21 protein-coding genes are annotated in these 21,068 nt (G+C 54.0%); 12 read left to right on the plus strand and 9 right to left on the minus strand.

What is annotated here, in order from left to right; translation table 11 throughout:
* Window positions 1–43: 43 nt before the first annotated feature.
* From AC6I8N_RS05875 to nagB, 4 genes are all read right to left on the minus strand, one after another.
* Window positions 44–796 (minus strand): HAD-IIA family hydrolase, encoded by a 753-nt coding sequence (locus AC6I8N_RS05875; RefSeq protein WP_013508270.1) that lies wholly within the window; start codon window positions 794–796, stop codon window positions 44–46.
* A 39-nt stretch (window positions 797–835) separates the two neighbouring features.
* Window positions 836–2,056 carry a DNA-binding transcriptional regulator NagC gene (nagC, locus tag AC6I8N_RS05880; RefSeq protein ID WP_021182385.1) on the minus strand — a complete coding sequence of 407 codons (1,221 nt, stop codon included), beginning with the start codon at window positions 2,054–2,056 and terminating at the stop codon, window positions 836–838.
* 7 nt (window positions 2,057–2,063) lie between these two features.
* On the minus strand, window positions 2,064–3,212 hold the full coding sequence (nagA, locus tag AC6I8N_RS05885) for an N-acetylglucosamine-6-phosphate deacetylase (protein WP_497830243.1): 1,149 nt from the start codon (window positions 3,210–3,212) through the stop codon (window positions 2,064–2,066).
* A gap of 61 nt (window positions 3,213–3,273) precedes the next feature.
* Window positions 3,274–4,074, minus strand: a complete 801-nt coding sequence (nagB, locus tag AC6I8N_RS05890) for a glucosamine-6-phosphate deaminase (protein ID WP_021182387.1) — start codon at window positions 4,072–4,074, stop codon at window positions 3,274–3,276.
* Window positions 4,075–4,416: 342 nt separating this feature from the next.
* Here nagB and nagE point away from each other — a divergent pair, with 342 nt between their 5' ends.
* The 3 genes from nagE to AC6I8N_RS05905 all read left to right on the plus strand — a co-directional run bounded on the left by nagE (window position 4,417) and on the right by AC6I8N_RS05905 (window position 8,894).
* The gene (gene nagE / locus AC6I8N_RS05895) at window positions 4,417–6,444 is read left to right on the plus strand and encodes an N-acetylglucosamine-specific PTS transporter subunit IIBC (RefSeq protein WP_497830667.1); all 2,028 of its coding nucleotides are present in this window, start codon (window positions 4,417–4,419) and stop codon (window positions 6,442–6,444) included.
* A gap of 151 nt (window positions 6,445–6,595) precedes the next feature.
* On the plus strand, window positions 6,596–8,263 hold the full coding sequence (gene glnS, locus AC6I8N_RS05900) for a glutamine--tRNA ligase (protein ID WP_021182390.1): 1,668 nt from the start codon (window positions 6,596–6,598) through the stop codon (window positions 8,261–8,263).
* 235 nt (window positions 8,264–8,498) lie between these two features.
* Window positions 8,499–8,894: a hypothetical protein gene (locus AC6I8N_RS05905; RefSeq protein ID WP_021182391.1), complete on the plus strand. Its 396-nt coding sequence runs from the start codon at window positions 8,499–8,501 to the stop codon at window positions 8,892–8,894.
* Between the two features lie 57 nt (window positions 8,895–8,951).
* Here the strand turns inward: AC6I8N_RS05905 and fur are convergent, their stop codons facing one another.
* The 4 genes from fur to ybfF form a co-directional block, all read right to left on the minus strand.
* Window positions 8,952–9,398, minus strand: a complete 447-nt coding sequence (gene fur / locus AC6I8N_RS05910) for a ferric iron uptake transcriptional regulator (protein WP_013508277.1) — start codon at window positions 9,396–9,398, stop codon at window positions 8,952–8,954.
* A gap of 356 nt (window positions 9,399–9,754) precedes the next feature.
* Window positions 9,755–10,285: a flavodoxin FldA gene (fldA, locus tag AC6I8N_RS05915; protein WP_013508278.1), complete on the minus strand. Its 531-nt coding sequence runs from the start codon at window positions 10,283–10,285 to the stop codon at window positions 9,755–9,757.
* Window positions 10,286–10,413: 128 nt separating this feature from the next.
* The gene (gene ybfE / locus AC6I8N_RS05920; protein WP_013508279.1) at window positions 10,414–10,689 is read right to left on the minus strand and encodes a LexA regulated protein; all 276 of its coding nucleotides are present in this window, start codon (window positions 10,687–10,689) and stop codon (window positions 10,414–10,416) included.
* 168 nt (window positions 10,690–10,857) lie between these two features.
* Window positions 10,858–11,622, minus strand: a complete 765-nt coding sequence (gene ybfF / locus AC6I8N_RS05925) for an esterase (RefSeq protein ID WP_497830244.1) — start codon at window positions 11,620–11,622, stop codon at window positions 10,858–10,860.
* 247 nt (window positions 11,623–11,869) lie between these two features.
* Here ybfF and seqA point away from each other — a divergent pair, with 247 nt between their 5' ends.
* Window positions 11,870–12,412 (plus strand): replication initiation negative regulator SeqA, encoded by a 543-nt coding sequence (seqA, locus tag AC6I8N_RS05930; protein WP_497830245.1) that lies wholly within the window; start codon window positions 11,870–11,872, stop codon window positions 12,410–12,412.
* Between the two features lie 25 nt (window positions 12,413–12,437).
* A complete protein-coding gene (pgm, locus tag AC6I8N_RS05935) occupies window positions 12,438–14,078 on the plus strand; it encodes a phosphoglucomutase (alpha-D-glucose-1,6-bisphosphate-dependent) (RefSeq protein WP_497830246.1) in 1,641 nt (546 codons plus the stop codon).
* Window positions 14,079–14,117: 39 nt separating this feature from the next.
* On the opposite strand, the gene kdpE is transcribed toward pgm, so the two are convergent.
* A complete protein-coding gene (gene kdpE, locus AC6I8N_RS05940) occupies window positions 14,118–14,792 on the minus strand; it encodes a two-component system response regulator KdpE (protein WP_497830247.1) in 675 nt (224 codons plus the stop codon).
* Window positions 14,793–15,032: 240 nt separating this feature from the next.
* On the opposite strand from kdpE, the gene AC6I8N_RS05945 reads away from it, so the two are divergent.
* The 7 genes from AC6I8N_RS05945 (at window position 15,033) to pxpA (ending at window position 21,016) form a co-directional block, all read left to right on the plus strand.
* A complete protein-coding gene (locus tag AC6I8N_RS05945; RefSeq protein WP_021182396.1) occupies window positions 15,033–15,233 on the plus strand; it encodes a DUF2517 family protein in 201 nt (66 codons plus the stop codon).
* A gap of 151 nt (window positions 15,234–15,384) precedes the next feature.
* Complete coding sequence (locus tag AC6I8N_RS05950; RefSeq protein WP_497830248.1) at window positions 15,385–16,341, plus strand: YbgA family protein; 957 nt, start codon at window positions 15,385–15,387, stop codon at window positions 16,339–16,341.
* Window positions 16,342–16,354: 13 nt separating this feature from the next.
* Window positions 16,355–17,782: a deoxyribodipyrimidine photo-lyase gene (phrB, locus tag AC6I8N_RS05955; RefSeq protein ID WP_497830249.1), complete on the plus strand. Its 1,428-nt coding sequence runs from the start codon at window positions 16,355–16,357 to the stop codon at window positions 17,780–17,782.
* Window positions 17,783–17,799: 17 nt separating this feature from the next.
* Window positions 17,800–18,543, plus strand: a complete 744-nt coding sequence (locus AC6I8N_RS05960; protein WP_497830250.1) for a type 2 GTP cyclohydrolase I — start codon at window positions 17,800–17,802, stop codon at window positions 18,541–18,543.
* 163 nt (window positions 18,544–18,706) lie between these two features.
* On the plus strand, window positions 18,707–19,363 hold the full coding sequence (pxpB, locus tag AC6I8N_RS05965; protein WP_497830251.1) for a 5-oxoprolinase subunit PxpB: 657 nt from the start codon (window positions 18,707–18,709) through the stop codon (window positions 19,361–19,363).
* Complete coding sequence (gene pxpC, locus AC6I8N_RS05970) at window positions 19,357–20,289, plus strand: 5-oxoprolinase subunit PxpC (RefSeq protein WP_497830252.1); 933 nt, start codon at window positions 19,357–19,359, stop codon at window positions 20,287–20,289. The genes pxpB and pxpC overlap by 7 nt, the downstream gene beginning before the upstream one ends.
* On the plus strand, window positions 20,279–21,016 hold the full coding sequence (gene pxpA / locus AC6I8N_RS05975) for a 5-oxoprolinase subunit PxpA (protein ID WP_497830253.1): 738 nt from the start codon (window positions 20,279–20,281) through the stop codon (window positions 21,014–21,016). Before pxpC ends, pxpA begins: the two co-directional genes overlap by 11 nt.
* Window positions 21,017–21,068: the final 52 nt, after the last annotated feature.

A 21,068-nucleotide genomic window follows, 5' to 3' on the forward strand; every position in this document is an offset into this window, starting at 1 on the left:
CTTTTTTGGTGCGCCGGGCCATAAGTTTTGTTGATGGAGAGAATCAGAACAGATCGATATCGGCAACCGAAGGATAAATCCAGTCCGGGCGGAACGGCATGGCATCAATATCGCTGAGTGTTGAAACACCCGACAGCACCAGCACCGTTTCCAGACCGGCCTGGAAACCGGCGAGAATATCGGTGCGCAGGTTATCTCCCACGATCACCGTTTCTTCGGAGTGCGCCTGCATCTTATTCAGCGCAGCACGCATGATATAGGGGCTGGGTTTACCGACATAAAAAGGTTTGCGCCCGGAGATCTTCTCAATGCCGGCACACAACGCACCGCAGGCCGGGACAAAATTACGTGCATGGGTATCCGGGTTGGTAGCGATAAAGCGCGCGCCGTTGGCAACAAAGAACGCCGCCTTATGCATCATCTCCCAGTTAAAGGAGCGCGTTTCGCCGACGATGACGAAATCCGGATTGATATCGGTAATGGTGAATCCTGCCTTGTACAGCTCATGAATCAGTGCGCCTTCGCCAATCACATAGGCTTTTTTCCCTTCCTGACGGCGCAGAAAATCGGCCGTAGCCATTGCCGAGGTGTAGAACACCGAATCCGGCACTTCAATGCCAGAAGAGGCAAAACGGTTTGCCAAATCTTTCGCTGTTTGTGAGGGATAGTTGGTCAGCACCACCAGCGGCATCTTTTTTTCAAGGATGCGTTGCAGGAACTCCTGGGCACCAGGAACGGCGGTGTTGTCGTGCATCAACACACCGTCGATGTCACAGATTACGCTTTTAATTGTCATAGATTGCATCCGGTATGGCCTGCCTGGGGCAGGCATCGATTACTCTTCCAGCAGATGTTGCAGCAGAATGCCATTCAGCATCGCGCGTTTTGCCAACGCAAAAGCGCCGATGGCGGAGCGATGATCCAGTTCTGAGCGTACCACAGGCAGATTTTTACGAAACGCATTCAGTGCCTGGGTATTAATGCAGCCTTCAATCGCCGGAAACAGCACTTTATCGGCCTCGGTAATTTCACCGGCCAGCACCACTTTCTGCGGATTAAACAAGTTAATGGCAATCGCGATGGCTTTTCCGAGATAGCGACCGACATATTCGATCACTTCGCATGCCAGCGCATCGCCCTGATTGGCTGCGCGACAGATTTGCGGCATCTGGCAATCGCTGAGAGTCAGCGAGCTGGGATAGCCCTGATTCAACAGATGGCGCACCCGGTTTTCAATCGCCCCATTGGCGGCGATAGTTTCCAGACAGCCGAAGTTGCCACAATGGCAGCGCTCGCCCAGCGGATCGACCTGAATATGGCCAATTTCGCCCACATTGCCATTGCTGCCAAGAAAAATGTGACCATTGGCGATAATGCCAGCCCCGGTACCGCGATGCAGGCGCACCAGAATGGAGTCTGCACAGTCACGGCTTGCACCGAAGTAGTGCTCAGCAAGGGCCAGGCTGCGGATATCGTGACCAACGAAACTGGTGACATTGAAGCGTTTTTGCAGGCTGGAAACCAGCGGCCAGTGGCTGACGGCAATATGCGGCATATAGCGAATCACCCCGTTAATCGGGTCCACCAGGCCAGGCAGAATCACGGCAATGGCAATCAGTTCATGAATTTTTCGCTGATGGGCGGCCATAAACGCGGTGATGGCGTTGAATAACGCATTTTCCAGCGTTTCCTGGGTACGTTCCGGCAACGGGTAATCTTCCTGTGCCAGGGATTTGCCACTGAGATCAAACAGCGTCAGCGTGGCATCGTTGCGTCCGAGACGCACCCCAATGGTGTGAAAATGGCGGGTTTCCGTGATGATGGAGATGGCGCGGCGACCACCGGTGGAGGCTTGTTGTTCCACCTCTTTGATCAGGCCGCGCTCAATCAACTGGCGGGTAATTTTGGTGACGCTGGCGGGCGCAAGCTGGCTTACTTCGGCTATCTGAATGCGCGAAATAGGCCCTTGTTGATCAATCAACCGATAAACGGCTGCGCTATTGAGTTGCTTGACAAGATCGACATTTCCTATTTGAGTCTGGCCGCCAGTGGTCATTCAGTGCTTACTCGCTGAGGACGTTCTCTCCGTTGACGAACGTCTTAATGATTTGAAAATCGCGGGTAAAGACAGTCAGGTTGGCGACTTTTCCAGCTTCGACCGTACCTAACTGTTTTTCCACTCCCATCGCCTTTGCCGGATAGAGCGTAGCCATGCGCAGCGCCTCATCCAGTGCAATGCCGCAATGTTCTACACAGTTCTGAACCGTTTCAATCATGGTGATAGCAGAACCACTTAACGTTCCGTTCTCATCCACGCAAAGGCCATCGCGATAGTATATTGTTTTTCCTGCAAAAATAAATTTATCAATCGAGGCGCCTGCCGGGGCTGTGGCATCAGTGACCAGCACCAACTTGTCGCCCTTGATACGCTTCGCATTGCGCACATTAGCGTAGTGGACATGTAAACCATCTGCAATGATGCCGCAGTATACATCAGGCGAATCAAACAGCGCGCCAATCAAACCGGGTTCACGTCCGGCAAAGGTCGGCATCGCATTGTAGAGGTGGGTGGCAAAACTTACGCCTGCGGCGAAACCGTTTTTGGCTTCTTCATAAGTGGCGTTCGAGTGGCCCGCTGAAACAATAATACCCGCATCGCTTAATTTGCGGATCACCGCACTACCGGCATTCTCCGGGGCGAGTGTCACTTTGGTGATGACATCGGCGTTAGCGCAAAGAAAATCCACCAGTTGTGCATCCGGCAGACGAATCAATTCCGGGTTGTGCGTGCCTTTTTTGACTTTATTCAGCCACGGACCTTCGAGGTGTAAACCCAACGCCTGGTTTTGATGTTTAGCCAGATATGCGCGCATGGTTTCGATTGCACGTTTCATTAACGCATCGGTGCTGGTGATAAGCGTTGGCAGGTAGCTGGTGCAGCCTGATTTCTCATTGGCGCGCTGCATAATTTCCAGCGTTTCCACGGTCAGTGCATCGATATCATCGTTAAACTGCACGCCGCCGCAGCCATTAAGTTGTAAATCGATAAAACCGGGAGCGATAAACGCACCCGCAACATCCTGTTGCGGCAGGGTGGCGTCGAGCGCATCGCGTGGGCAGACGCGCTCAATCAGGCCATCGGCAATCACTACCGCATGATTGTCCAGAATTTCATGACCGGTAAAAATCCGGCCGTTTACTAATGCGTACATCGTTTCTTTCTCCCGGCTAAGCCCACCGCCATGCTGGCAGCAGGATTTTTACAACGTGGTCTTACACACCTTTCATATTTTCCGCTTCCATTTCGCGGAAATATTTCACGGTTTTCACTTTCAGTTCCATGGTGGCGGGTTCGTCACAGACCACCACGCCTTTGGCATGCAGCTGCAGGCAGCTGATGGTCCACATATGGTTAACATTACCTTCTACCGCCGCCTGCAACGCCTGAGCTTTGACATGACCGGTAACCAGAATCATCACTTCTTCGGCATCCAGCAACGTACCCACGCCCACGGTCAGGGCATATTTTGGCACCTGATCCACATCACCGTTAAAGAAACGGGAATTGGCGAGGCGGGTCTCGTGTGTCAACGTTTTGATACGGGTACGGGATGCAAGCGAGGAGGCTGGTTCGTTAAAGGCGATGTGTCCATCATTGCCCACGCCACCCATAAACAGATGGATTTTGCCCAGAGCGCGGATCTTCTCTTCGTACTGACGACATTCTGCGTCAATATCTTCCGCATTGCCATTCAGAAGATTGATGTTTTCTGGTTGGATATCAACGTGATCGAAAAAATTACGATACATAAAGCTGTGGTAACTTTCCGGATGCTCTTTTGGCAGGCCAACGTATTCATCCATGTTAAACGTGACCACATGTTTGAAACTAACCTGGCCCGCTTTATGCATCTCAATCAGGTGCTTGTACGCTTCCAGTGGTGTGCCACCGGTGGGCAGACCTAGCACGAAGGGACGATCTGGGCCAGGATTAAACGCATTAATGCGGTTAACAATATGGCGCGCGGCCCATTTACCCACCTGGGTAGGTGTGGCTAAAGGGATCAGTCTCATGTCTTCACCTCAGTTAAAGATTGAAAAGTGGGGTCGCCGTTTTCTCTACAGACCGTTCTTAAGCGTAATCCGTTTAAGCTCAACCATACGGGGAAAAGTGCGTCCTGATATTTTTCATCATAAAATAAGTTTGGGATGATGGCTAGCAGTTAGGGGGTGTAAACGTCATTTTTGGTGATAAAAGTCACAGTTGTTGTGGTTTTAATTTGCGAGGCGAATTAATTTATCTCTACACTTCGCCTCGTGGTGAAAAGTGTCATCTAAGCTACCGGGTGCCGGGATAATAAAATCAACCCGCGCTACGGCAATACGCCAGTCTCAAAGGGGGAGAATAAGGTGAGTATTTTAGGATATCTGCAAAAGGTCGGCCGAGCGCTTATGGTGCCGGTGGCGACCCTGCCGGCAGCGGCAATTTTAATGGGGGTGGGGTACTGGATCGATCCTGACAGCTGGGGGGCGGGTAACGCTCTGGCTGCGTTGCTGATCAAATCCGGTGCCGCGATCATCGAGCATATGTCGGTGCTGTTTGCCATCGGTGTTGCCTATGGCATGTCAAAAGATAAAGACGGTGCTGCGGCGCTGACTGGCTTCGTTGGTTTCCTCGTGGTCACTACCCTGTGTTCACCGGCCGCCGTGTCGATGATTCAGAAAATCCCGTTGGATCAAGTGCCTGCCGCGTTCGGCAAAATCGAGAACCAGTTTGTCGGTATCCTGGTGGGGATTATTTCGGCGGAAGTCTATAACCGCTTCAGCCACGTTGAGCTGCCAAAAGCGCTGTCATTCTTCAGTGGCCGCCGTCTGGTTCCCATCCTGGTCTCCTTCCTGATGATCCTCGTCGCGTTCATTCTGATGTATATCTGGCCGGTGGTGTTTAATGGTCTGGTCAGCTTTGGCGAGAGCATTCAGAAACTGGGTTCTGTTGGCGCAGGTATCTATGCCTTCTTCAACCGTCTGCTGATTCCGGTGGGTCTGCATCACGCATTGAACTCCGTGTTCTGGTTTGACGTGGCTGGCATCAACGATATTCCGAAATTCCTCGGTGGTGCACAGTCCATCGCTAATGGCAGCGGTATTCCGGGGATCACCGGTCGCTATCAGGCGGGCTTCTTCCCGATCATGATGTTCGGTCTGCCGGGTGCGGCGCTGGCGATTTACCACTGCGCGCGTCCGGAAAACCGTGCCAAAGTGGGCGGTATCATGTTGGCTGCTGCCTTTGCTGCCTTCTTTACCGGTATCACCGAACCACTGGAATTCTCCTTTATGTTCGTGGCACCGGTGCTGTATGTCATCCATGCGCTGCTGACCGGGCTTTCGGTATTTATCGCGGCGAGCATGCACTGGATTGCGGGTTTTGGTTTCAGCGCCGGCCTGGTGGATATGGCGCTGTCAACGCGTAACCCGTTGGCGGTCCATTGGTGGATGCTGATCCCACAAGGTCTGGTGTTCTTCGCTATCTACTATGTGGTGTTCCGGTTCACTATCCAGAAATTCAACCTGATGACGCCGGGCCGTGAACTGGCTGCTGATGATGAAACTGACGGCTATGACGTCAATGTTGATCACAGCGGCAGTGGCGAAAGCCAGACCGAATCGCTGGCGCGTCGTTACATTGGTGCCCTGGGTGGTTCAGAAAACCTGACCAACATCGATGCCTGTATCACCCGTCTGCGTCTGAACGTGAAAGATGCCGCACAGGTGAACGACAGCGTGGCGAAACGTTTGGGTGCATCCGGTATTATCCGTCTCAACAAACAAAGCGTGCAGATTATCGTCGGTACCCAGGCGGAAAGCATCGCTAGCGCAATGAAAACTGTGCTGACTAAAGGCCCGGTCGCCGCTGCGACTGCGGCACCTTCTGCTCCGCAGGCCGCCGCACCACAGCCGCAGGCCGTGCTGAACAGCGACAAAGGCGTGATCGCCACGCTGGTGGCTCCGGTGAGCGGTGAAGTGGTTGCCCTGGACGCGGTGCCGGATGAAGCCTTCGCCAGCAAGGCGGTGGGTGATGGTCTGGCAATTAAGCCTACCGGTAAAACCGTGGTGGCACCGATTGCCGGTACCATCGTGAAAATCTTCAATACCAACCATGCTTTCTGTCTGGAGAGCGAGAACGGTGTTGAGATCGTGGTGCATATGGGTCTGGATACCGTCGCGCTGGAAGGCAAAGGCTTCTCGCGTCTGGTGGAAGAGGGTGCAACGGTGGTGGCGGGCCAGCCAGTGCTGGAAATGGATCTGGATTTCCTCAACGCCAATGCCCGTTCGATGATCAGCCCGGTGGTGGTCAGCAACAGCGATGATTTCGCTGGCCTCAATCTGCTGGCAAGTGGGTCAGTGGTCGCCGGTGAAACCCGTTTGTACGAGGTTAAAGGCTAAACCCTTGTGATAAACCCCAAAGGCAGGAAGCGATTCCTGCCTTTTTTGTTTTAAAACGACCAACAAACGGTTGTTTCCCTTCTGCGCTTTGTGGATCATACTCCGTTACTTTCCAGGACAAATCACCCGTATTGTATTTGAGGATTTTGAGATGAGTGAGGCTGAAGCCCGCCCAACGAACTTTATTCGTCAGATTATCGACGAAGATTTGGCGAGCGGTAAGCACAACAGCGTGCATACCCGTTTCCCGCCTGAGCCCAATGGTTACCTGCATATTGGCCATGCGAAATCGATCTGTCTGAATTTTGGTATCGCACAAGATTACCAGGGACAGTGCAATCTGCGCTTCGACGACACCAACCCGGTGAAAGAAGATATGGAATTCGTCGAGTCCATCAAGCGCGACGTGCAATGGCTGGGCTTTGAATGGAGCGGAGACGTTTGTTACTCCTCGAACTATTTCGACCAGCTGTACAACTATGCGGTCGAACTGATCAACAAAGGCCTGGCCTATGTGGATGAGCTTTCGCCGGAAGAGATTCGCGAATACCGTGGCACCCTGACTGCCCCGGGTAAAAACAGCCCGTTCCGCGATCGCACGCCGGAAGAGAACCTGGCGCTGTTTGAAAAAATGCGCGCCGGTGGCTTCGAAGAGGGCAAGGCTTGCCTGCGTGCCAAAATCGATATGGCATCAAACTTTATCGTGATGCGCGATCCGGTGCTGTATCGCATTAAATTTGCTGAGCATCACCAGACTGGTAACAAATGGTGCATCTACCCGATGTACGATTTTACCCACTGCATCTCCGACGCACTGGAAGGCATTACCCATTCGCTGTGTACGCTGGAGTTCCAGGATAACCGTCGCCTGTACGATTGGGTGCTGGACAACATCAGCATTCCGGTTCACCCGCGTCAGTATGAATTCTCACGTCTGAATCTGGAATACGCGGTGATGTCAAAGCGTAAACTGACTCAGCTGGTGAGTGAAAAGGTGGTAGAAGGCTGGGATGACCCGCGTATGCTGACCGTGTCCGGTTTGCGCCGTCGTGGTTACAGCGCAGCCTCGATTCGTGAATTCTGCCTGCGTATTGGTGTGACGAAACAGGACAACATCGTTGAGATGGCCTCGCTGGAGTCATGTATCCGTGACGATCTCAACGAGAATGCGCCGCGTGCTATGGCGGTGCTGGATCCGCTGAAAGTGGTGATTGAGAACCTGCCTGCGGGTCATGAAGAGATCATCACCATGCCGAACCATCCGAACAAACCGGAAATGGGCACGCGTGAGGTTCCGTTCAGTCGTGAGGTGTGGATCGATCGCGCTGATTTCCGTGAGGAAGCCAACAAGCAGTACAAACGTCTGGTGCTGGGTAAAGAGGTCCGTCTGCGTAATGCTTATGTGATCCGTGCCGAGCGCGTAGCGAAAGATGATGAAGGCAATATCACCTGCATCTATTGTACCTGTGACGTCGATACCCTGAGCAAAGATCCGGCTGATGGCCGTAAAGTGAAAGGCGTGATCCACTGGGTTTCGGCGATCCATGCGCTGCCTGCGGAATTCCGTCTGTATGACCGTCTGTTCAGTGTACCGAACCCAGGTGCGGCAGAGGATTTCCTCACCACCATCAACCCGAACTCGCTGGAAATCAAACAAGGTTTTGTTGAGCCGGGTCTGCGTGATGCAGTAGCGCTTGCGCCGTATCAATTTGAACGTGAAGGTTATTTTTGCGCGGATAGCGTTTATTCGCAGCCTTCTAAGCTGGTATTCAACCGTACTGTCGGTTTGCGTGATACCTGGGCGAAAATCGGCGATTAATCCTTTTTGTCGTTTTCCCCATATCCTGATAAAAGGGCGAGAAATCGCCCTTTTTTATTGGCTGTAATTTGAGTTTAGCCATCTTTTATTCTGTGGCTTGCGAAACGTGCTTGTTATCGGGATTTGCAACTAATCTGACTTTAACAGAATTAATCCATTTACGAGTGTTAAAAACTTTTTTTCAGGTAGGCTATGCGCTCTCAGACGTTGCTCCGCGGGTTATAAAGGAAAAAAAATGACAAGTCTCGCTCAGGAAGCCAAACACAGCGTAGTGGTATTACATCAACTTATCGAACGTATTTTTAATCAGTCGGATAGCACCGACGACAGCATTGAATTGTTCCTTTCGCACTTTCACCCGGATTTCAAAATGGTGACACCGCAGGGCAAGCAACTGGATTTCAATGCGACGGAAGTGCTGTTCCGTCAACTGCGTGGTCAGCGTGAAGGGATGCGTATCGCCACCAGCGAACATGCCATCATCTCGCAACAAAGCAAGGAAGTGACGATTCAGTATCGTGAATTGCAAATGATGAACGGCACTAACCAGAGCCGCATTTCACTGGCGGTGCTGGATTGCAGCACCTCCATTCCGCGCTGGCGATATTTACAGGAAACGCTGGTGCAGTGATACAGCCATAAAAAAACCGGTGCCTGGCACCGGTTTTTTTATACTGCATAGCACATTTTACTGCTTGTCGTGGAGCGTCTCGTCTTCGCGGCAGTCTCCCAACGCACAGTGGCCGTACAAGTACAGACTGTGGTTAGTCAGCTTGATACCGTGACGTGTGGCGATTTCGCGCTGACGCGTTTCAATGGATTCATCGCTGAATTCGATCACTTTGCCACAATCCAGGCAGATCAGGTGGTCATGGTGATGCTGTTGCGTCAGTTCAAAGACGGATTTACCACCCTCGAAGTTATGGCGGGTCACGATTCCCGCGTCATCAAACTGGTTAAGAACGCGATAAACCGTTGCCAGACCAATCTCTTCGCCCATGTCGATCAGGCGTTTGTACAAATCTTCCGCGCTGACGTGATGGCATTCGGGTTCCTGAAGCACTTCCAGAATTTTCAGTCTGGGGAGCGTGACTTTCAGGCCAGCCTTCTTCAATGCGGAGTTGTTGTCAGTCATGCGGATATTGTCCTGTTACTTAGCTAGTCACTTGCGGCGCAGGGCCTTGAATGTCGATCACGCGCATTCTCATTTGCGTCTCATTATAGAACTCAAGCAGTGAAATGAAAACCAAGGCAATGTCCTGAAAATCACCAGTGGCTGTAAGGAGAAATGTCACTAACGCCGGCGGGGATCGTGCAGGTCTTTGTTTCCATTTCACTCAGCCTCATTCTGATGCCAGAGGAATAAGCGGATGACCGTTACGGGTATTCTACAGATTTGCGGGAAAAAGTTAAAAAACAGTAGCTATTATTTTTATAGGAAATTCCTTTAACTCAATGTGAGCCAGCGCCCACATTGAGGAGGGCAGGGGATCAGGCTTCAATGATCTCTTTCAGTTGCAGCTCATCGAAAATCTGTTTCACCCATTTATCAACACGTTCGTTGGTCAGTTCAGGCTGCCGATCTTCATCGATCGCCAGACCGAGGAAGTGTTTGTCATCTGCCAGACCTTTCGAGGCTTCGAAATGGTAGCCTTCGGTCGGCCAGTGTCCCACAATCACCGCGCCGTTTGGCTCGATGATATCGCGGATGGTGCCCATCGCATCACAGAAGTATTCAGCGTAATCTTCCTGGTCACCGCAGCCAAACAGCGCGACTAATTTGCCATTGAAATCAATTTCTTCCAGAGTCGGGAAGAAATCATCCCAGTCGCATTGCGCTTCGCCGTAGTACCAGGTCGGAATGCCCAGCAGCAGGATATCGAATGCTTCGAGATCTTCTTTGGTGCTCTTGGCAATGTCATGCACTTCGGCCACATCTTTACCCAGTTGTTTCTGGATCATTTTTGCAATGTTTTCAGTATTGCCGGTATCGCTGCCGAAGAAAATGCCTACGATTGCCATGAGTTAAGTAACCTCTTAAATCCTGATATATGGGTTGAATGCACAGTTAAGCGAATGATAGCAGACCGGGCAAAGTGGCGGAACTTGTAAAGCCGAGACTTTGTGTTCCTGCGTGCGGTCTGCGTGTGTTACGACAGTTTGAGTTGCGCCAGCAGCATTTGTTCAATCAATTCGCTACGGCTGATGTTCTGCTGCTCTGCCAGAGTATTAAGCGCGTCAACCGCTTCACTGCTCATTTTTAGCTCCACGCGACGCAAACCACGCACTTTGTCGCGTTTTAGCTGGTTGCGCTTGTTAATGCGCAACTGTTCGTCACGCGTTAGCGGACTGGTTTTGGGGCGACCGGGACGTCGCTCATCAGCGAAGAGATCGAGCGTGGTGCGGTCAGTTTGTTCTTTTGCCATTTTTTGTAAAACTGAGTGGGCGCGAACGGCGGAAAGGCGCTGCGCAATTTATACATTATCGGCCCAGCCACGGTGAAAAAATCATCCGCGGCAAATTTTTAGCGCGACATCATACTCCAGCACTCCTTGCGACGCCAACCTTTAACGTTTTGCGGCAAGCTTTTGCTTTTACAGTACAAAAAATCGGCGAACTGCGCGCAAAACCGCCTCAGGTTTTTCAGCATGGACCCAGTGACCGGCACCACTGATGACATGCGCATGCGCCTGTGGAAACTGGCGCAGCAATGCATCACGATGCTGATTGTCCAGATAAGGCGATTCGCTCCCGCGAATGAACAGCGCCGGATGTGGCCATGCAGGAACCTCATTCCAGCCGGAAATGGTGGCGTAATTATCCCACAGCACCGGCACATTAAAGCGCCATTCGCCATCCTGGAACGATTTCAGAATGAACTGAATGACCCCTTCTTCAGTCAACAGGGTGCGCATCACCTCGGCGGCTTCACCGCGACGCGTCACACCCGTGGCGCTCACGGCACGGATAGCAGCAAAAATCTCATCATGGCGGCGTGTCTGATAATCCACCGGCGCGATATCAATCATCACCAGCTTTTCAATGCGTTCCGGCGCAATGGCGCTTAACGTCATGGCAATTTTGCCACCCATCGAATGGCCGATTACGCCAACACGATCGAGGCCGTGGGCGTCAAGAGTGTCAACGATATCTTGCGCCATCGCCGCATAGTTCATCTCGTCGCTACGCGCGGACAGACCGTGATTGCGTACATCCACCTGCAAGGTGGGACGCGCATCGCGCAGGCCTCGCGCCAGCACGCCAAGGTTATCCAGGCTGCCAAACAGGCCATGAATTAACAGAATTGGAGGAGCATCAGGGGCAGATTGTTCAGTTTCCAGACGAGCATTCAAAATCATGGCAAAGTTCTTACGGTTGTGAGCTTCGCTTAGGTTATCATGAATCCACCTGCTCAGGAGCCAACCTGGTGGGCATTAGGGCATATTCCGACTTTTGCCCTGAAACGATGCCAGCGCTATCGGCCGCCTGGGATTTAACTTTATAATCCTCATGTTAGAGCCCGCTCACATTTTGCACGGCAGGATTTTGCTAAGGCCTTTGCAGAAATGCGTGGTTCTGTCATTTGCCAGAATCGTACGGAAAAAGATGAAAACGATTGAAGTTGACGAAGAACTCTACCGTTATATTGCCAGCCACACCCAGCACATTGGTGAAAGCGCCTCCGAAATTTTGCGCCGCATGCTGAAGTTCACTGCCGGTCAGAGTGCCCCTGCAACCTCTGCTGTTGTCGCCGTTGCGGCCAAAGAAGCCCAGTCGGTCGCAACGCAAGCCCGTCCGCAGGATCGCGTTCGTGCGGTACGTGAACTGTTACTTTCCGATGAGTATGCAGAGCAGAAAAAGGCGGTTAATCGCTTTATGCTGGTGTTGTCAACGCTCTATCGTCTTGATCCCGCAGCCTTTGCGGATGCCACGGCGTCACTGCAAGGACGCACCCGCGTCTATTTTGCCGGTGATGAGCATACGCTGCTGCAAAATGGCACCCATACTAAGCCGAAGCATGTGCCCGGCACACCGTACTGGGTGATCACCAATACCAATACCGGTCGCAAATGCAGCATGGTGGAACACATCATGTTAGCCATGCAGTTCCCGCAGGAACTGACAGAGAAAGTTTGCGGCACCATTTAAACCGAAGCGTCAGGGAGAAGCGCCAATGGCCAATCACCCCCGTGCCGGGCAGCCTGCCCAGCAGAGCGATTTGATTAACGTTGCACAATTAACCTCTCAGTACTACGTCCTGAAGCCGGATGTGGATAACCCTGAACATGCGGTGAAATTTGGTACTTCCGGTCACCGTGGTAGCGCAGGTCGTCACAGCTTCAACGAAATGCATATTCTGGCGATTGCGCAGGCCATCGCGGAAGATCGTAAGAAGAACGGCATCACCGGTCCGTGCTATGTCGGTAAAGACACCCATGCGCTGTCTGAACCGGCGATTTTGTCGGTGCTGGAAGTGCTGGCGGCTAACGGCGTCGACGTGATTGTGCAGCAGGACAACGGCTACACACCGACGCCTGCTATCTCCAACGCGATCCTTGAGCACAACAAACGCGGTGGCGCACTGGCTGATGGCATCGTCATCACCCCGTCGCACAACCCGCCGGAAGATGGTGGTATCAAATACAACCCGCCGAATGGTGGCCCGGCCGATACGAACGTCACCAAAGTGGTGGAAGATCGTGCTAACCAGCTGATGAAAGCGGGTCTGAAGGATGTAAAACGTCTGCCACTGGGTCAGGCGTGGGCCAGCGGTCATATCGTTGAGCAGGATCTGATCCAACCCTATGTTGAGGGGCTGGCGCAGGTGATCGACTTCCCGGCGATTCAGAAAGCGGGCCTGAAAATTGGTGTTGATCCGCTAGGTGGCTCTGGTATGGCCTACTGGCAGCGTATCGCAGAGCATTACAAGCTGGATATCACCATTGTTAACGATGCTATTGATCAGACCTTCCGCTTCATGCATCTGGACAAAGATGGCGTGGTGCGTATGGACTGCTCGTCAGAGTGCGCGATGGCTGGCCTGTTAGCGTACCGTGACAAATTCGACCTGGCTTTCGGCAACGATCCGGATTACGACCGCCACGGCATTGTGACGCCGGCTGGCCTGATGAACCCGAACCACTATCTGGCGGTGGCGATCAACTACCTGTTCCAGCATCGTCCACAGTGGGGCAAAGATGTCGCCGTGGGTAAAACCCTGGTGTCCAGCGCGATGATTGACCGCGTGGTGAACGACATTGGCCGCAAGCTGGTGGAAGTGCCAGTGGGCTTCAAATGGTTCGTTGATGGCCTGTTCGACGGCAGCTTCGGCTTTGGTGGTGAAGAGAGCGCCGGGGCGTCGTTCCTGCGTTTCGACGGCACGGCCTGGTCCACCGATAAAGATGGCATCATTCTGTGCCTGCTGGCGGCGGAAATCACCGCTGTCACCGGTAAAAACCCGCAGCAACATTATGATGAGCTGGCGGCGCGTTTTGGCGCACCAAGCTACAACCGTTTGCAGGCAGCTGCGACTTCCGCGCAGAAAGCGGCATTGTCGAAGCTTTCACCGGAAATGGTGAGCGCTGACACGCTGGCCGGTGATCCGATCACCGCACGTCTGACGGCGGCACCGGGTAACGGCGCATCAATTGGTGGTCTGAAGGTGATGACGGAGAACGGCTGGTTCGCCGCGCGTCCGTCCGGCACCGAAGATGCTTATAAAATCTACTGTGAAAGCTTCCTCGGCGCTGAGCATCGCCAGCTGATCGAGAAAGAAGCGGTAGAAATCGTGAGCGAAGTGTTGAAAAACGCTTAAGCACAGCGAAATGAAAAAAGGCGCGTTATGCGCCTTTTTTTATGGCATAAACCGATAACCAATGCCGGTTTCTGTCAGCAGATGGTTGGGTTGGGTGGGGTTGGTTTCGAGCTTCTGACGCAGATGCCCCATATAAATGCGCAGATAATGGCTATGCTCCACCGCATTTGGCCCCCAGACCTGGTTCAGCAACTGACGTTGTGTCAGCACTTTTCCAGCATTATTCAGCAGCAAACTGAGCAGACGGAATTCGGTCGGCGTCAGATGCACCTCTTCGCCAGCGCGCAGCACACGACGCGCCGCCAGATCGACCATCACGTCACCAAAACGCAATACCGGTTCGGACTGGCTGCCCTGATGACGTCGCAACGCCACACGCACCCGTGCCAGCAGTTCACCAATGCCAAAAGGCTTGGTGAGATAGTCATCGGCACCGGCATCCAGCGCATCGATTTTATCCTGTTCGTCCGTGCGGGCGGATAACACAATCACCGGCATGCTGCTCCACTGGCGCACTTCACGGATAAAGTCATTGCCATCGCCGTCGGGCAAACCGAGGTCGAGGATCACCAAATCGGGTTTGCGCGTGGCGGCTTCAATCAGGCCGCGTTGCAACTGCTCGGCTTCCACAATCTTTAGCCCTTCGCCTTCAAGCGCCAGGCGCACGAAACGGCGGATCTCCTTTTCATCTTCAACGATCAAGATGGTGGTCACGCGAACTCCTGCGGCAGAAATGGATAACGGTTCACTGTAGCAATAAATCGCGCCGCCGTCCGTGTTGAAATTTGTTACCCATTGGGAACCTTACATTTACATTCATGTAACTTAATTTCAGTGCGGCGATGAAATGGACAAAAAAAGATCAAAAAAGTGGTCGGATGAGTAGTAAAATTACACAACGAGGCGTAATATTTGTGTCAGATCACATTTTCTCAGACTCACCAGGAGGCAACCATGTATCAGGCATATCCGTTCTACAAAGTTGTGCTGCGCCGCGCGCTGGTGGTGTTGCTGGGGGTGCTGGCGCTCCCTGTGATGCTGTTCCGTGCCGATCGCGCACGCTTTTACAGCTATCTGCACCGTATGTGGTGCAAAACCAGCGCGAAGCCAGTTTGGCTGGCGCAATCTGAAGCGGCTGGCGGTATTTTCTGGTAACGCTGTTCCGCTGCCGTTCCACCCGGTGTCTTCCCTGAAGCACCGGGTTTTTTTATGCCAATTTCTCACTGCGCATCCGCGCTGACGCTGTGTTCGGCATACATTTCAGCTACACTTAAAACCTCTACAAGATTTCGGAGGTTGTACAAGTATGCGCGAAAAAATTCCTGTCGGTATCAGTGCCTGCCTGCTCGGGGATAGCGTTCGCTTTGATGGCGGCCATAAGCGTTTTGCCTTTGCGACAGACGAACTCAGCCCCTTTGTCCATTTCGAGCCGGTATGCCCGGAAATGGCGATTGGTTTGCCGACGCCGCGCCCGGCGCTGCGTCTGGTGAAAGAGGACGATGCGCGCGTGCATCTGTGCTTCAGTAAGGCGGGCGGCGATGAGGTCACGGATCAGATGGCGCAGTGGTCTGCACAACGGGTGAAAGGGTTGCATCACCTCTGTGGCTACATCCTGTGCGCCAAATCACCCAGTTGCGGTCTGGAGCGGGTGCGGGTGTATGAACCGCAAACCAACAACAATCGTAAAGCGGGTACCGGCATTTTCACCGAATTCCTCCAGAGTGAACTGCCGTGGTTGCCATTGGAAGAGGATGGTCGTCTCAACGATGCAGATATCCGGGAAAACTTCATTGGCCGTGTTTACGCCCTGCATGAATTCAATCAGATGTGGCGCAATGGCCTGACGCGTCATCAACTGGTGGCGTTCCATAGTCGCTACAAACTGCTGCTGCTGTCTCACTCTCAGGATGAATACCGTGAGTTGGGACGTTTTGTGGCGAAGATGGAGTCGTGGGATTCGCTGGATGATTATGCTTTTGAATATCGCAACCGGTTGATGCGTTTGCTGGCGCACAAATCGACCCGACGCAACCACACCAATGTGTTGATGCATGTGCAGGGGTATTTCCGCCGTCAGCTGACCTCGCCGCAACGCCAGGAGCTGGCCCTGCTGATTGACCGTTATCGCTGTGGGCTACAGCCGTTACTGGCCCCGATCACCATGCTGAAACACTACATGGCGGAGTTCCCGCATCCGTGGCTAACCCAGCAGCGTTATTTCGACCCTTACCCGGAAGCGCTGCGTCTGCGCTATGGCCAATAATCTCAGGAGCTTTATGACCACTCATCTTGTCTGGCTGCGCAATGATTTACGCATCAATGACAACAGCGCGCTGTATGCTGCCTGTCGCGATCCGGGCGCGCGCGTGCTGGCACTGTTTATCGCCACGCCCGGCCAGTGGCAGCAACATCATATGGCACCGAAACAGGCGGCGTTTATTTATCAAAGCCTGTGTTTGTTGCAGGAGGCGCTGGCGGAACGGGGCATCCCATTGCATTACCAGCAATGCGACGATTTTGCTGCCTCGCTGGAGTATCTGGCAGACTTTTGCCAGCAGCAGCAGGTCGATCAGCTATTTTACAACTATCAATACGAAATCAATGAACGTCAGCGCGATGCCGCTGCGGAAAAACGTCTCGATGATCAGGGCGTGATTTGCCAGGGCTTTGATGACAGCCTGCTGTTGCCGCCGGGGAGCGTGCAGACCGGCAATCACACCATGTTTAAGGTGTTTACCCCGTTCAGCAAAGCCTTTGTCCGTCGTTTGCATCAGGGGCTGCCCGAATGTCATATGGCCCCTCGCGCCCGTGCCGGGGGCCCCATCGCGGTCGAACACGAAATTCCGCCGTTTGACTATCCGCTGGAAGATTTCGACGCCACGCTGTTTCCCGTCGGCGAAGAGGCGGCGCTGCAACAGTTGCGCCATTTCGCGCAGCAGCCGGTGGTGGCGTATGCCGCTGAACGCGACAAACCCGCAGTGGATGGCACCAGCAGGCTATCGGTGTATCTGGCGACGGGCGTGTTGTCGCCACGCCAGTGCCTGCATCGTATCCTCAAACACCACCCGGACGCGCTGGATGGCGGTCACGCATTTGTCTGGCTTAACGAGTTGATCTGGCGTGAGTTTTATCGCCATTTGATGGTGGCATTTCCCGCACTATGCAAACATCAGCCGTTTGTCGCCTGGACGCGTAACGTGCGCTGGCAGAAAAATCAAAACCATCTGGTGGCCTGGCAGCAGGGCAAAACCGGTTATCCGATTGTGGATGCGGCGATGCGCCAGCTAAATACCCTGGGTTGGATGCATAACCGGCTACGGATGATTGTCGCCAGTTTTCTGGTGAAGGATTTGCTGATCGACTGGCATGACGGGGAACGCTACTTTATGCAGCAGCTGATCGACGGTGATCTGGCGGCCAATAACGGAGGCTGGCAGTGGGCGGCTTCTACCGGCACTGATGCGGCTCCCTATTTTCGCATTTTTAATCCGACGACTCAGGGCGAGCGTTTCGATCCACAGGGTGAGTTTATCCGCCAGTGGTTACCGGAACTGGCGGCAGTACCGGACGCGCATATCCATCAGCCGCACGCCTGGGCGCAGAAAAATAACAAGACACTCGATTATCCTGAGCCAATCGTGGAACATAAGGACGCACGTAAAAAGACACTGGACGCCTTCGAGCGCGCGCGCAGCGCGGCCTGAGAGGTCAGGGAGCCATTATGAATCACGTTGAATTAGAACACATTGTTAACCAGCAGCTGAACAGCAGCACCTTTAGTGACTACGCCCCCAATGGGTTGCAGGTGGAAGGTCGTCCGGAGGTGAAAACCATTATTACCGGTGTCACCGCCTGTCAGGCATTGCTCGACGAAGCGGTAAAACGCAATGCCGATGCGGTGATGGTGCATCACGGTTATTTCTGGAAAAGCGAAGCGCCGGTGATTAAAGGGATGAAGCGCCAGCGCCTGCGCACGCTACTGGCCAATGATATCAACCTGTATGGCTGGCATCTGCCACTTGACGCCCATCCTCATCTCGGCAACAACGCGCAGTTGGCGCGGTTGTTCAATATTGAGGTGAAGGGCGAGGTGATGCCGCTGGTGCCGTGGGGCGAGCTGGCGGAGCCGCTGAGCGGTGAGACGCTGGCGCAACGCATCGCCCAGGCGCTGGGGCGCACACCGCTGCATTGCGGTGATAACGCGCCGGAGAAAATCAAACGTATCGCCTGGTGTAGCGGCGGCGGTCAGGGCTTTATTGACAGCGCGGCGGCATTCGGCGTCGATGCGTTTATCACTGGCGAAGTGTCGGAACAAACCATTCACAGCGCTCGCGAGCAGGGACTGCACTTCTTTGCCGCCGGACACCATGCTACCGAACGTGGCGGCATCAAGGCACTGGGGGAATGGCTGGCACAAAGCTATGGCCTCGACGTGACCTTTATCGATATCGACAATCCTGCCTGATTTTTCAGCTATTGCGCCCTAAGCTACGGCTGGGGGCGCAAATCGGTTGACACACCTCTGACACTTTCGCATAACTGGTTGCCTTTAAAGCATAAGCGACACGCGTACAGCGGGGAGCAACATCAGTTGGCTGCCCGGAAGAAAGTGAATCAGGAGGTGGGTTTTGCAACGAGCACGTTGTTATCTGCTGGGGGAACGCGCGGTAGTGCTGGAACTGGAACCACCGGTTTCCTTAGCCAGCCAGCAACGCATTTGGGGATTGTGCCAGCGGCTACAGGGTAATGAAAAGGTGTCGGAAGTGATTCCCGGCATGAACAATCTGACGCTGTTGCTGCGCGATCCACAGCGCAATGCATTGGATGCTATCGAGATTCTGCAACGCTGGTGGGAAGAGAGTGAAGCGCAGCTACCGGAATCGCGTCTGGTGGAGATCCCGGTGGTTTATGGCGGTGAGGCCGGGCCGGATTTATCGGTGGTCGCCGAGCATGCCGGTATGACACCACGCCAGGTGGTGGAGCTACACAGCAGCACCGACTATGTGGTTTATTTTATTGGCTTTCAGCCTGGATTCCCCTATCTGGGCGGCCTCGATAGCCGCTTACATACGCCGCGTCGCGCCGAGCCTCGCGTGATCGTGCCTGCCGGTTCAGTCGGCATCGGCGGCAGCCAAACCGGCGTTTACCCGCTGGCAACCCCTGGTGGCTGGCAATTGCTGGGACAAACCGCCATCAGCCTGTTTGATCCCCAACAGCAACCGCCAACGCTGTTGCGTCCCGGCGACAGCGTGCGCTTCGTGCCGCAAAAGGAGGGCGTATGCTAAAGATTCTTCGTGCCGGATTGATGACCTCATTGCAGGATCAGGGCCGTAACGGCTGGCGGCAGTTTGGCATCAGCGTCAGTGGCGCACTCGATCAACCGGCCATGCGCACCGCCAACATGTTGGTGGGTAACGATGAAGGCAGCGCGGTACTGGAGATTGTGCTGGGGCAGTTTAAAGCGCAGTTCCAGCGTGACGGTTGGTTCGCTCTGACGGGAGCAGGCTGCAATGCTAACCTGGACGGCAAAGCTGTCTGGACCGGCTGGCGTCTGCCGGTGAAGAAAGGGCAGGTCCTCAGTTTGTCGATGCCAGTGCACGGCATGCGCAGTTACCTGGCGATTAACGGCGGTTTTGCTGTGCCAGAGATGCTGGACTCCGCCAGTACCGATCTGAAAGCCGGATTTGGTGGTTTTGCCGGACGTAAGTTGCAGGATGGTGATCTGTTGCCGCTCGGCAAGGCGACTCGTGACTTCAGCAAGAAAGCCGGGGTGCGGCAGTTGCTGTGGGGCAATCGTATCCGCGCGCTGCCCGGACCGGAATACAACGAATTCACCCGTGAAGCGCAGGAAGCGTTCTGGCGCAGCGCGTGGAAACTGAGTCCACAAAGTAACCGCATGGGCTATCGCTTGCAGGGGCGCACGCTGCATCGTAACGCCACGCGCGATTTGTTGTCACACGGTCTGGTACCGGGCGTGGTGCAGGTGCCGCCAAATGGACAGCCGATTGTGTTGATGGCCGATGCGCAGACTACCGGGGGATATCCGCGAATTGCCTGCATTATCGAAGCCGATCTCTATCATTTAGCCCAGATTCGCCTGGGGGAACCGATTCATTTCACCCATTGCACGCTGGAAGAAGCGATGCAGGCGAAGCAGCAGCAACAGCGTGTATTTGATCAGATGAATTGGGGGCTATCACATGAAAATTGATCTCAACGCCGATCTTGGCGAAGGGAGCGGCAGCGATCAGGAACTGTTGCAACTGGTCAGCTCCGCCAACATCGCCTGCGGTTTCCATGCGGGGGATGCGGCAACCATGCTGCAATCGGTGCGCTGGGCGCAGGCGGCTGGGGTGGCGATTGGTGCGCATCCCAGCTTTCCCGACCGGGAAAATTTTGGCCGCACCGCCATGCAGTTGCCGCCAGATATCGTCTATGCGCAGTTGATTTACCAGATTGGCGCACTGAAAAGTCTGGCGGAAAGCGAGGGCGCGCGACTGGTGCACGTCAAACCGCACGGCATGTTATACAACCAGGCGGCAGCCGATCCACAACTGGCGGATACCATTGCTCGTGCCGTCAAGGCGGTTGATGCCGGTTTAATCCTGGTGGGGCTGGCGGGCAGTGAGTCGATTCGGGCAGCGGCCCATCATGGGCTGAAAACGCGCGAAGAAGTGTTTGCCGATCGCGGCTATCTGTCCAGTGGCGCGTTGGTGCCGCGCGGTCAGCCGGGTGCGTTGATTGAAGATACTGCGCAGTCAATTGCCCACACGCTGACGATGGTGCAACAGCGTAAAGTACAAAGCATCTCTGGCGACTGGGTGGCGGTGAATGCGCAAACCGTGTGCCTGCATGGCGATGGGGCTCACGCGCTGCAATTTGCTCACGCGTTGCGCGCGGCGTTTGCGGCCCAGCAAATTAGCGTGACCTGCACATAGTTTTACTTGATTGGGGGGCGAACGATTTTCTGGACCCATTTATTGTGCGCTC

Source organism: Pantoea sp. X-Soil-TKNS-1279, assembly GCF_059730565.1.

What these genes read in the sequence shown, in the direction of transcription:
- seqA (WP_497830245.1), top strand. Translation starts at nt 11,870, where the DNA reads ATGAAAACGATTGAAGTTGACGAAGAACTCTACCGTTATATTGCCAGC.
- glnS (WP_021182390.1), top strand. Translation starts at nt 6,596, where the DNA reads ATGAGTGAGGCTGAAGCCCGCCCAACGAACTTTATTCGTCAGATTATC.
- fur (WP_013508277.1), bottom strand. Translation starts at nt 9,398, where the DNA reads ATGACTGACAACAACTCCGCATTGAAGAAGGCTGGCCTGAAAGTCACG.
- nagC (WP_021182385.1), bottom strand. Translation starts at nt 2,056, where the DNA reads ATGACCACTGGCGGCCAGACTCAAATAGGAAATGTCGATCTTGTCAAG.
- pgm (WP_497830246.1), top strand. Translation starts at nt 12,438, where the DNA reads ATGGCCAATCACCCCCGTGCCGGGCAGCCTGCCCAGCAGAGCGATTTG.
- fldA (WP_013508278.1), bottom strand. Translation starts at nt 10,285, where the DNA reads ATGGCAATCGTAGGCATTTTCTTCGGCAGCGATACCGGCAATACTGAA.
- pxpA (WP_497830253.1), top strand. Translation starts at nt 20,279, where the DNA reads ATGAAAATTGATCTCAACGCCGATCTTGGCGAAGGGAGCGGCAGCGAT.
- AC6I8N_RS05960 (WP_497830250.1), top strand. Translation starts at nt 17,800, where the DNA reads ATGAATCACGTTGAATTAGAACACATTGTTAACCAGCAGCTGAACAGC.
- phrB (WP_497830249.1), top strand. Translation starts at nt 16,355, where the DNA reads ATGACCACTCATCTTGTCTGGCTGCGCAATGATTTACGCATCAATGAC.
- pxpC (WP_497830252.1), top strand. Translation starts at nt 19,357, where the DNA reads ATGCTAAAGATTCTTCGTGCCGGATTGATGACCTCATTGCAGGATCAG.
- AC6I8N_RS05945 (WP_021182396.1), top strand. Translation starts at nt 15,033, where the DNA reads ATGTATCAGGCATATCCGTTCTACAAAGTTGTGCTGCGCCGCGCGCTG.
- nagB (WP_021182387.1), bottom strand. Translation starts at nt 4,074, where the DNA reads ATGAGACTGATCCCTTTAGCCACACCTACCCAGGTGGGTAAATGGGCC.
- AC6I8N_RS05950 (WP_497830248.1), top strand. Translation starts at nt 15,385, where the DNA reads ATGCGCGAAAAAATTCCTGTCGGTATCAGTGCCTGCCTGCTCGGGGAT.
- ybfF (WP_497830244.1), bottom strand. Translation starts at nt 11,622, where the DNA reads ATGATTTTGAATGCTCGTCTGGAAACTGAACAATCTGCCCCTGATGCT.
- nagA (WP_497830243.1), bottom strand. Translation starts at nt 3,212, where the DNA reads ATGTACGCATTAGTAAACGGCCGGATTTTTACCGGTCATGAAATTCTG.
- AC6I8N_RS05905 (WP_021182391.1), top strand. Translation starts at nt 8,499, where the DNA reads ATGACAAGTCTCGCTCAGGAAGCCAAACACAGCGTAGTGGTATTACAT.
- ybfE (WP_013508279.1), bottom strand. Translation starts at nt 10,689, where the DNA reads ATGGCAAAAGAACAAACTGACCGCACCACGCTCGATCTCTTCGCTGAT.
- AC6I8N_RS05875 (WP_013508270.1), bottom strand. Translation starts at nt 796, where the DNA reads ATGACAATTAAAAGCGTAATCTGTGACATCGACGGTGTGTTGATGCAC.